The 12,284-nt window shown below is 42.6% G+C and carries 6 protein-coding genes; all 6 read right to left on the bottom strand.

Annotated elements, in window-relative coordinates; genetic code table 11:
* On the bottom strand, positions 1 to 2,183 hold a 2,183-nt coding region (locus BLS32_RS00005; protein ID WP_175453157.1), incomplete at its 3' end, for a beta strand repeat-containing protein.
* Positions 2,184 to 2,435: 252 nt separating this feature from the next.
* Complete coding sequence (locus BLS32_RS00010; RefSeq protein ID WP_091391274.1) at positions 2,436 to 2,747, bottom strand: DUF3467 domain-containing protein; 312 nt, start codon at positions 2,745 to 2,747, stop codon at positions 2,436 to 2,438.
* 1 nt (position 2,748) lies between these two features.
* Positions 2,749 to 7,068, bottom strand: coding sequence for a DNA-directed RNA polymerase subunit beta' (gene rpoC, locus BLS32_RS00015; protein ID WP_091391275.1), 4,320 nt, complete (start codon positions 7,066 to 7,068; stop codon positions 2,749 to 2,751).
* A 201-nt stretch (positions 7,069 to 7,269) separates the two neighbouring features.
* Positions 7,270 to 11,082, bottom strand: a complete 3,813-nt coding sequence (rpoB, locus tag BLS32_RS00020; RefSeq protein ID WP_091391276.1) for a DNA-directed RNA polymerase subunit beta — start codon at positions 11,080 to 11,082, stop codon at positions 7,270 to 7,272.
* 246 nt (positions 11,083 to 11,328) lie between these two features.
* Positions 11,329 to 11,700, bottom strand: a complete 372-nt coding sequence (gene rplL / locus BLS32_RS00025) for a 50S ribosomal protein L7/L12 (RefSeq protein WP_091391277.1) — start codon at positions 11,698 to 11,700, stop codon at positions 11,329 to 11,331.
* An 81-nt stretch (positions 11,701 to 11,781) separates the two neighbouring features.
* The gene (gene rplJ / locus BLS32_RS00030) at positions 11,782 to 12,276 is read right to left on the bottom strand and encodes a 50S ribosomal protein L10 (protein WP_091391278.1); all 495 of its coding nucleotides are present in this window, start codon (positions 12,274 to 12,276) and stop codon (positions 11,782 to 11,784) included.
* Positions 12,277 to 12,284: the final 8 nt, after the last annotated feature.

Raw genomic sequence — 12,284 nt, forward strand, 5'->3', positions numbered from 1 at the left:
ACCGTGATGGTCATCGTCGTAAGCGTCGCGCTGGTACATTGTCCGGCCGTTGGCGTAAACGTATATTGAGTCGTAGTGGCATTGTTCAATGCTGGCGACCAGGTTCCTGTTACACCATTTGTTGATGTTGTTGGCAAAGCCGATAAGGCAGCCCCTGAACAAATTGGTGGTACTTGGGCAAATGCCGGTGTTATGATTGTCAAACCAGTTCCCGTAAGTAAACTTGTTACCGGCGTATTGCTGCCGGAAGTTGAAGTCGAAATTGTAATGGTTGCATTTTTGCTTCCTGAAGCAGTTGGCGTAAAAGTCACTTGGTAAGTTGCTGTTCCGCCTGCGCTGATTGCTGTTGGTGCATTGCTCACCACAAATTCTGAATTATCAGAAAGTACGGTTACACCTGCTGCAGCTGCACCAGTGTTTGAAATGGTATAAGTGATTGTTGCTGCTGCTGTATTGATGCATGTAGAACCATGGCTTAATGACCCCGCAGTAACCGCAAAAGTTGGACCCGCAGGAACCAATTCGCCAGAAGGCAAAATCACTGGAGTTCCTGAATAACCTGAAAATGCAATCGCTGCCAGTTGCGCCGTACTCAAGCCACCTGTGCCAACAAAAATCCTTCCTCCAGTCGTGTTTGATAAACCAGCTGTTCCAGCCCAACCTGTGATTGTGAGTGTTGCGCCCGCGCCCCATGATAATGCACTGCTATTGGCAAAAGTCAATGCATGGCTGCCTGTACCCAGTGCAATAGTTGAAGCTGTTGAAGCTGTCAGATTTAAGGTTCCAAGGGTATCTGTAAAACCTATTGAGGCGCCAGAACTGAACGTTCCGCCAGCCAAAACTATCGGAGAAGCGCCATCAATCCTGTTTGCAGCACCCAAACGTAAAGTTCCAGACGTTACAGTTGTTGCTCCTGTGTAGGTATTATCGCCTGATAAAACCACAGTACCGCCATTTACATTGATACCGCCAGTGTTTTCCAAAACACCACTTATTGTCAGCGTACCGCTACCGCCGTTAAGCGAAACGGTACCATCCATATAGATGAAGTTGTTAAATGTTGCTGCACCCGACCCATTCAAACCAATTGTTCTGGTGGCGCTGCTGGTATTTGCAGAGACGTAAACTGATTGGCCCACAGTAACACCGTTATTCGCCAAAAGGGAAACGTTGTTGGCCTGAGATACATCACCTACATTCAATCCAAGATCGATGCCTCTATTAGAGGTAGAAGTATTGGATCCAAGAGCCGCGTTGCTATTTGCGATTACGCTGCCATTTCCAATTTGAATTTGCCCTGCGTAAGTATTGTTTCCACTCAAAGTCAAAACTCCTGCTCCTGCTTTTCCAATCTTAGTAGCCTGATTTGTTCCTGTTTGCTGCAACAAGCCCGACAATGTAAAGGTATTTCCAGTCGCTACGTTAACCACACCTGCAGTTGAACCGTCGCTTACGGTAAGATTTTGAGTTCTTGCAGTTGTACCTGTAATCGCAAGGGTGTTTGTAACTGTTCCGTTTCCGATTGTTAATGATCCCGTTCCTAAAGCATTGTTTGAAGACACAGAAAGTGTTCCTGCATATAATGTTGTCGGCCCGGTAAAAGTGCTGCTGTTATCGGCATTTAGAAAGACACGCGTATTCGTTTGATTCGCATTTGTATTGTCTTTTCCGATATCTAACGGACGCGAACTCGTAAAAGCTCCGTTTATGTTAATCGCACCGTTTGTGTTAGTTCCGGCAATTTTTAGAGCTGTAATGCTACTTCCGGTAACGGCAACAGCACTTCCGAATGATAATGAACCTGCACCACGTGTCGTAATCCAGGCAGGACGTGCTCCTGAATCGGCGAAATTGACAGGAAAATTAAGGTCTTGATTTGCTGTCGCATCAGAAAGCAGCCAACTTGATTGCCCACTAAAATCAAATAGACTCAGCGCTCCCGAACCGCTGATGTTGTACGACACGCCATTGTTAAAATAGAGTCGCCATTGGCTCAAGCCGATGTTGGCAGTAACAGAAGTACTTCCGTTGCCTGTAAATTGCAATTGGCCGTAGTCGAGTGCTCCTGACCAATTCGACGCTGTACCCCAGTTACCGCTGCCCGTCCAGCTTGTGAAATTCTGAGAGATCGCAAACATTGGCATCAATAAAAGAAAGCAAATGATTAGTAAATGTTTTTTCATGTAATCTGTTTTAGAAATTAAATTTATGAATTGCCGACTAAAGTAAGTGTTTTATACACAAACCGTTCATCACTATTTTTAAGAAACCTTACTATAACGTTTTCGTGTTAATAAATTCCAAAAAAATCGTTAATATAATTCCTTAATTGCTATTTATCAGGCATTAAATTATGAGATTCAGAATAGCACAATTCTCATTTTGCGATTATAAGGCATAAAAAAACCTCCTGATCGCTCAGGAGGTTTTTTGTTTTAGGCTTGTCCCGCAGGACCGAAGTTCAGCGGTATGGGAGGTTGCTCGGTGTCTTTAATTTCGCCGTGGGCAATTTCGAAACGGTGAACATTCTCTGCCAATGCTTTTACCAGCCTTTTGGCATGCTGCGGCGTCAGTACGATCCTTGATTTTACTTTCGCTTTTGGCGTACCAGGCATGATGCATACAAAATCCAATACAAATTCTGAAGCGGAATGGTTGATAATTGCGAGGTTGGAATAAATTCCTTCTGCAATCGCCTCATCCAGTTCAATATTGATCTGTCCCGGTTGTTGTTTTTGATCGCTCATCTTAGTAAATATATTCTTCTTTATTCGCCATCATTTCATTGTAATCCTCTTTAGAACCTACAATCGTGTTGTCGTATTCTCTCATACCGGTTCCGGCTGGGATTCTGTGACCAACGATTACATTTTCTTTCAGGCCTTCCAAATGATCTACTTTACCAGCCACAGCTGCTTCGTTCAGTACTTTTGTAGTTTCCTGGAACGATGCCGCAGAGATAAATGATTTCGTTTGAAGCGATGCTCTTGTAATTCCCTGCAATACCGGGGTTGCTGTTGCTGTAATCACGTCGCGGGCAACCACTAAGTTTTTATCAGTACGTTTCAACAAAGAGTTTTCATCACGCAATTCACGTGGAGAAATGATCTGCCCAGGTTTGATGTTTTCAGAATCACCTGCGTCTTCAACCACTTTCATTCCGTACAATTTATCATTTTCAACGATAAAGTCTTTAGTGTGGATCAGTTGCTCTTCAAGGAATAAAGTATCTCCCGGATCTTCAACGCGCACTTTACGCATCATCTGACGGATCACTACCTCGAAGTGTTTGTCATTAATTTTTACACCCTGCAAACGGTATACTTCCTGAATTTCATTTACCAAGTACTGTTGAACAGCAGCCGGCCCTTGAATTCTCAAAATGTCATCCGGAGTGATTGCACCATCAGACAACGGCACACCAGCTCTTACGAAGTCATTTTCCTGAACCAGGATCTGGCTTGACAATTTCACCAAATATTTCTTGATTTCACCAAATTTAGATTCGATGATGATCTCACGGTTCCCACGTTTGATTTTTCCAAAAGTAACGACTCCGTCGATTTCAGAAACAACCGCCGGGTTCGAAGGATTACGAGCTTCTAACAACTCGGTAATTCTTGGAAGACCTCCGGTGATATCGCCTGCTTTAGAAGAACGCCTTGGGATCTTAACCAGTACTTTACCAGCTTTAATCTTCTCACCGTTTTCTACCATAAGGTGGGCACCAACCGGTAAGTTATAAGAACGGATTAATTCGCCGTCTTTACCGTAAACCAATAAGGTTGGGATCAGTTTTTTGTTTCTTGCCTCAGAGATTACTTTTTCCTGGAATCCGGTTTGCTCATCGATTTCAACCTGGAACGATTGTCCTTGCTCCAAATCTTCGTATTCGATCTTTCCGGTAAATTCAGAAACAATTACTCCATTATATGGATCCCATTTACAGATTGTAGTCCCTTTTTCTACGACGTCACCGTCTTTTACAAAGATGCTTGATCCGTAAGGAATATTGTGTGTATTTAATACGATTCCGGTTTTTACATCAACCAATTTCAGTTCTGTTGAACGTGAAACAACAATATCAGTATTATTTCCTTCAAGGTCTTCGCCTTTAACAGTTTTCAGATCTTCAATTTCCAAACGTCCGCTGAATCTTGTTACGATACTTGATTCTTCAGATAAACCTCCTGCAACCCCACCAACGTGGAAGGTACGCAATGTCAACTGTGTACCAGGCTCACCGATCGACTGTGCAGCAATTACACCGACAGCTTCTCCTCTTTGCGTCATTTTCCCGGTAGCTAAGTTTCTACCGTAACATTTCGCACAGATTCCTTTTAAAGCCTCACAAGTCAATGGCGAACGCACTTCTACTTTTTCAAGTGGAGATGCTTCGATATTTCTCATGATCGCTTCCGTGATCTGCTGTCCTGACTGGATCAACACTTCGTTTGTCAATGGATTGATGACATCCTGCAACGCAACACGCCCCAAGATTCTTTCACCCAAAGTTTCCACGATTTCCTCGTTTTTCTTCAATGCAGATACTTCGATTCCTCTTAGCGTACCACAATCTTCAATGTTTACGATCACGTCCTGAGAAACGTCATGCAGCCTTCTTGTTAAGTAACCCGCATCGGCTGTTTTCAAAGCCGTATCCGCAAGTCCTTTACGCGCACCGTGAGTAGAAATGAAATATTCTAAGATCGACAATCCTTCCTTAAAGTTGGAAAGAATCGGGTTTTCAATAATTTCACCACCACCAGCGGTAGATTTTTTAGGTTTCGCCATCAATCCACGCATCCCAGTTAACTGACGGATTTGCTCTTTCGATCCACGCGCTCCGGAATCAAGCATCATATACACCGAGTTGAAACCTTGCTGGTCTTCTCTAATGTTTTTCATTGCCAATTCGGTAAGCTGTGCATTCGCAGAAGTCCAAATGTCAATCACCTGGTTGTAACGTTCGTTGTTGGTGATCAGACCCATATTGTAGTTCGCAGAAATGCCTTCAACCTGTTCTCTGGCGTCTGCGATCAATTGTCCTTTTTGCTCCGGAATACGGATATCACCTAAAGAGAAAGACAAACCTCCTCTAAATGCAAATTTGTATCCCATGTCTTTCATATTGTCCAAGAAAGCTGCCGTCGTAGGTACATTGGTTACACTTAAAATGTGACCGATAATATCCCTAAGGTTTTTCTTCGTCAATACGTCATTGATATATCCTGCTGCTTCCGGTACTACTTCGTTAAACAATACACGGCCTGCGGTTGTCTGGATGATTTTGAATACCAATTCCCCGTCTTCGTTGAAATCTCTTGCACGGATTTTCACACGCGCATTCAATTCCACTCTTCCTTCATTTAGAGCGATGTTACACTCTTCAGCAGAATAGAAAGTCAGGCCTTCACCAAGAATTTTATGTTCCGGAGTGGACAAACGTTCTTTGGTCATGTAATACAGACCCAAGACCATATCCTGTGATGGAACCGTAATTGGCGCACCATTCGCAGGGTTTAAAATATTGTGAGAAGCCAACATTAACAATTGTGCTTCAAGGATTGCTTCTGGGCCTAATGGCAAGTGAACTGCCATTTGATCCCCATCAAAATCCGCGTTGAAAGCCGTACAAACCAATGGGTGCAATTGAATCGCTTTTCCTTCGATCAGTTTTGGCTGGAACGCCTGGATTCCAAGTCTGTGCAACGTAGGCGCACGGTTCAGCAATACCGGGTGTCCTTTGATCACGTTTTCAAGAATGTCCCAAACTACAGGTTCTTTCTTGTCGATGATCTTTTTGGCAGATTTTACTGTTTTTACAATGCCGCGTTCAATCAGTTTACGGATCACAAACGGTTTGTAAAGCTCAGCAGCCATATCTTTTGGCAATCCGCATTCGAACAGTTTCAATTCAGGCCCAACGACAATTACCGAACGCGCGGAATAATCGACACGTTTTCCAAGTAAGTTTTGACGGAAACGACCTTGTTTACCTTTCAATGAATCAGAAAGTGATTTCAATGGACGGTTTGATTCTGTTTTAACAGCAGATGCTTTTCTCGTATTATCGAACAATGAATCTACCGATTCCTGCAACATCCGTTTTTCGTTTCTCAAGATCACTTCCGGAGCTTTGATCTCCATCAATCTTTTGAGACGGTTGTTGCGGATGATGACACGACGGTACAAATCATTCAAATCCGAAGTCGCGAAACGACCTCCATCAAGCGGCACGAGCGGACGCAATTCTGGTGGGATTACAGGAACCACTTTCATGATCATCCATTCCGGACGGTTCTCGCGGTTTTTGTTTGAATCACGGAATGATTCTACAACCTGCAGTCTTTTTAATGCTTCGGTCTTTCTTTGTTTAGATGTTTCGTTATTTGCCGAGTGACGCAACTGATAAGACAATTCGTTTAAGTCGATGCGCGCCAGCAAATCCATGATACATTCAGCTCCCATTTTGGCAACGAATTTATTCGGATCGAAATCATCAAGATACTGGTTGTCTTGCGGCAAGGTATCTAGGATATTTAAGTATTCTTCTTCCGTTAGGAAATCAAGTCTTTGAACTGATTCTCCTTCTGCATTTTTAGCAATACCGGCCTGGATCACTACGTATCTTTCGTAGTAAATGATCATGTCTAATTTTTTAGACGGAAGCCCCAGGATGTATCCGATTTTGTTTGGAAGCGAACGGAAATACCAGATGTGTGCGATTGGCACCACCAAATTGATGTGACCCACACGGTCGCGACGTACTTTTTTCTCAGTTACTTCTACACCACAACGATCACAAATGATCCCTTTGTAGCGAATTCTTTTATATTTCCCACAAGCACATTCGAAATCCTTTACAGGTCCGAAGATGCGCTCACAAAACAATCCGTCGCGCTCTGGTTTGTGGGTTCTGTAATTGATGGTTTCCGGTTTTAAAACCTCACCTCTTGACTCCGCCAAAATCGATTCTGGTGAAGCCAGGCCGATAGAGATTTTGTCAAATCTTTTTACAGGATTTTTGTCCTTATTATTATTGTTATTATTTCTATTATTCATCATAGTCATACAACTTATTTTTTGATAATTGAAAACTGTTTTCGTTTACTCAGCTGCCCTAGCCCCGATAGTAGCGTAAATCCTTTTCTGAATTATCCCGTAGCGTTAGCGGAGGGAAATTTATAAAAGATTGCAGCGGATAGCGGGAATAGCTCCTGAAAAAACTTTTAAAACCGGGAAAACCGAAACCTTCCCGGATATTTATTACTCCTCTAAACGAATGTCGAGTCCGAGACCTTTCAATTCATGCATCAATACGTTGAAAGATTCCGGCAAACCTGGTTCAGGCATGCTTTCTCCTTTTACGATCGCTTCATAAGTTTTGGCTCTTCCAATGACGTCATCCGATTTTACAGTCAGGATCTCACGAAGTGTGCTTGATGCACCGTAAGCTTCAAGTGCCCAAACCTCCATTTCACCGAAACGCTGTCCACCGAATTGCGCTTTACCACCAAGTGGTTGCTGCGTAATGAGTGAGTACGGTCCGATAGAACGGGCGTGCATCTTGTCGTCAACCATGTGTCCAAGTTTCAACATGTAGATTACTCCAACTGTTGCTGCCTGGTGGAAACGCTCTCCTGTACCACCATCATAAAGGTGTGTATGTCCGAAACGCGGTACTCCGGCTTCGTCGGTCAGTTCGTTGATCTGGTCTAATGTTGCGCCGTCGAAAATAGGGGTCGCGAATTTGCGTCCTAAATTCTGTCCGGCCCAGCCCAAAACGGTTTCATAGATTTGCCCGATGTTCATACGTGAAGGTACACCCAGTGGGTTTAACACGATATCAACCGGTGTTCCATCTTCAAGGAAAGGCATGTCTTCATGACGAACGATTCTGGCAACAATACCTTTGTTACCGTGGCGTCCTGCCATTTTATCCCCAACTTTCAGTTTACGTTTTTTCGCGATGTATACTTTGGCAAGTTTTAAGATTCCGGCTGGCAATTCGTCACCAACGGTAATCGTAAATTTCTCACGGCGTAACGCACCTTGTAAATCGTTCAGCTTGATTTTGTAGTTGTGGATCAGATCGTTTACCATTTTATTGGTAGCGTCGTCTGCAACCCATTGTCCTTTGCTTAAATGCGCGAAATCTTCGACCGCGTAAAGCATTTTCTGCGTGTATTTCTTGCCTTTTGGCAAAACTTCCTCGCCCAGATCGTTCATCACACCCTGAGATGTTTTTCCGTTTACGATCAGGAACAATTTCTCTACTAATTTATCTTTCAGTTCGATAAATTTCGTTTCGAATTCCATTTCAAGCGCACCCAAATCATCTTTGTCTTTGGTACGTTTACGCTTATCTTTTACTGCTCTCGCAAATAATTTTTTATCTAAAACCACACCGTGTAAAGAGGGTGATGCTTTTAACGAAGCATCTTTTACATCACCAGCTTTATCCCCGAAGATTGCGCGAAGCAATTTCTCTTCCGGAGTCGGATCTGATTCTCCTTTTGGTGTAATTTTTCCGATCAGGATGTCGCCAGGTTTTACTTCGGCTCCAATTCTGATCATCCCATTTTCGTCAAGGTCTTTGGTCGCTTCTTCAGAAACGTTCGGGATGTCATTGGTCAACTCTTCGTTACCCAATTTCGTATCACGCACTTCCAATGAATAATCATCCACGTGGATAGACGTAAAGATATCATCACGCACTACTTTTTCAGAGATTACGATCGCATCCTCGAAGTTGTATCCTTTCCATGGCATAAATGCTACTTTAAGGTTTCTTCCAAGTGCCAACTCTCCGTTTTGGGTAGCATATCCTTCTGAAAGGACTTGTCCAGGAATCACCCTGTCGCCTCTTCTTACGATCGGTTTCAGGTTGATTGACGTACTCTGGTTGGTTTTTCTGAATTTAATCAGGTTGTATGTTTTCTCATCCGATTCAAATGAAACCATTCTTTCTTCTTCAGAACGGTCGTATTTGATGGTAATGATGTTTGCATCAACATATTCCACCGTTCCGTAGCCTTCTGCATTGATCAAAACACGCGAATCAGAAGCAACCTGTCTTTCAAGACCAGTTCCTACGATCGGCGCTTCAGGACGCAATAACGGTACGGCCTGACGCATCATGTTTGATCCCATCAATGCCCTGTTCGCATCATCATGTTCCAAAAACGGAATCAACGATGCAGAAATAGAAGCGATCTGGTTTGGCGCAACGTCGGTGTAGTGGATTTCTGTTGGTTTCACAACCGGGAAATCGCCTTCTTCACGGGCAATTACCGTATCGGCAAGGATTTGTCCGTCAGCATCCATTTCAATGTTTGCCTGAGCGATCATTTTACCTTCTTCTTCCTCTGCAGATAAATAAACTGCGGTAGAAACCAAATCGACTTTACCGTTGGTAACTTTGCGGTAAGGCGTTTCGATGAATCCCATTCCGTTTACTTTAGCGTAAACACCAAGCGAAGAAATCAAACCAATGTTTGGTCCTTCAGGCGTTTCAATCGGACACAAACGTCCGTAGTGCGTATAGTGAACGTCACGTACCTCAAATCCGGCTCTCTCTCTCGAAAGTCCACCAGGTCCAAGGGCAGAAAGTCTTCTTTTGTGTGTAATCTCGGCTAGTGGATTCGTTTGATCCATAAACTGAGACAACTGGTTCGTTCCGAAGAAAGAGTTGATCACCGATGACAATGTTTTGGCATTGATCAAATCGATTGGTGTAAACACCTCGTTATCCCTAACGTTCATTCTCTCGCGGATCGTTCTGGCCATACGGGCAAGACCTACACCGAATTGTTGTGACAATTGCTCGCCCACGGTTCTTACACGACGGTTTGACAAGTGATCGATATCATCAATCTCTGCTTTAGAGTTGATCAATTCGATTAAGTATTTCACGATCGTGATGATATCTTCTTTGGTCAAGACTTGCTTTTCCATTGGGATATCGAGACCCAATTTTTTGTTCATTCTGTAACGGCCTACTTCACCTAAGTTGTAACGTTGGTCAGAGAAGAACAATTTATCGATAATGCCACGCGCCGTTTCTTCATCAGGCGGTTCAGCATTTCTTAGCTGTCTGTAAATGTGCTCCACCGCTTCTTTTTCAGAGTTGGTTGGATCTTTTTGAAGCGTATTGTGGATGATCGAATAATCGGCCTGGTTGCTACTTTCTTTGTGCAACAGGATTGATTTTACGTTAGAATCGATGATCTCTTCTACGTTGTCTTTGTCGATAATCGTATCACGGTCGAGGATGATCTCGTTACGCTCGATAGAAACTACCTCGCCAGTATCTTCATCCACGAAATCCTCGTGCCAGGTGTTCAAAACACGCGCAGCAAGTTTGCGTCCGATGTATTTTTTAAGTCCGGTTTTAGACACTTTGATTTCCTCAGCAAGGTCGAAGATCTCAAGGATATCCTTGTCTCTTTCGAATCCGATGGCTCGGAATAAAGTGGTAACCGGTAATTTTTTCTTACGATCAATGTAAGCGTACATTACGCTGTTGATATCGGTCGCAAATTCGATCCATGATCCTTTGAACGGGATGACACGGGCAGAATATAATTTAGTTCCATTCGCATGGAATGATTGTCCGAAGAAAACACCCGGCGATCTGTGCAATTGAGACACAACCACACGTTCCGCACCGTTGATTACAAAGGTACCGCTTGGCGTCATATATGGAATTGTTCCAAGATATACATCCTGTACAATCGTTTCAAAATCCTCATGCTCCGGATCTGTACAATACAGTTTTAGTCGCGCTTTTAACGGCACACTGTAAGTCAGTCCTCTCTCTATACATTCTTGAATGGTATAACGTGGCGGATCTACAAAGTAATCCAGGAATTCCAATACAAAGTTATTTCTTGTATCTGTGATTGGAAAATTTTCCATGAAGGTATTGTATAAACCTTCGTTGCCTCTTTCGTCAGATTTGGTTTCCAGTTGGAAAAAATCCTTAAATGATTTAACCTGAACGTCCAGAAAATCCGGATAGTCAGGAATATTTTTCGTAGAGGCAAAATTCAATCTTTCGGTCTGATTTGTAATCATCAATGGACAAAATTTTGATTAAAAAAAAAGTAGTTTTTGTGTAAAACACAGCTTTTCTTTTTTTGATCAACACCTCTTAAAAACGAACCAAGCTCGCCCGTTTTCTTCTTCGTATTGATTAAAAACTATTTGGTTTGCGAAGCGTATTGTGATAAAATTTAGAATAAAATTTTATTATACGAAAAATGGTTTAGGTCTTTGGATGTGCATCCAAGACCTAAACCTAGTCTTCAAAACCGAGTTGGATTATTTAACTTCAACCACAGCTCCAGCTTCTTCTAAAGCTTTTTTCAAGCCTTCAGCTTCATCTTTAGAGATGCCTTCTTTAACGTTTGCAGGAGCACCGTCAACTAAATCTTTAGCTTCTTTAAGACCTAAACCTGTAAGTTCTTTTACAGCTTTAACTACCGCTAATTTAGAAGCACCAGCTTCTTTAAGTACAACTGTGAATTCAGTTTGAGCTTCTTCAGCAGCAGCTTCGCCACCACCACCAGAAACTACAACTGCCGCAGCAGCTGGTTCGATACCGTACTCATCTTTCAATATTGTTGCTAAATCATTAACCTCTTTTACAGTAAGGTTAACCAATTGTTCTGCGAATTGTTTCAAATCTGCCATTTTTTCTATCGTTTTAAAATGATTTGTAAAAAATATAATTTATTTATTGTGCGCGTTTTTCAAAAACTCAATCCGTAAGGATTAAGCCACCTCTTCGTCTTTGAATTGGTTTAAAAGAGCTGAAACAACTCTTTGAGCTGGTGATTGAAGCAATCCGATGATTTCTCCGATAACCTCTTCTTTAGATTTAAGCGATGCCAATGAATCTAATAAGTTGTCTCCGATGTAGATTTCAGAATTGATAAAAGCACCTTTCAAAAGTGGTTTATCCGATTTTTTTCTGAATTCTTTGATAATCTTCGCAGGCGCGTTTGCCGTGTCTGAAAGAAGGATCGAAGAGTTTCCTTTTAAGATTGTAGCCAAATCACCGTAATCAGCAGGAGCAGCTTCCATTGCTTTTGAAAGCATGGTATTTTTAACCACTTCCAATTTGATCCCGGCTTTAAAGCAAGCCCTTCTTAAGTTTGAAGTTGTTTCTGCGTTCAATCCCGAAATATCAGCTACATAAACGATGTTGCTTCCGGCCAACTGTGCAGTTAAATCTTCAATTGCGATTGATTTTTCTTCTCTAGTCATACTATAAA

The organism is Flavobacterium noncentrifugens (assembly GCF_900100375.1).
Classification (GTDB): domain Bacteria; phylum Bacteroidota; class Bacteroidia; order Flavobacteriales; family Flavobacteriaceae; genus Flavobacterium; species Flavobacterium noncentrifugens.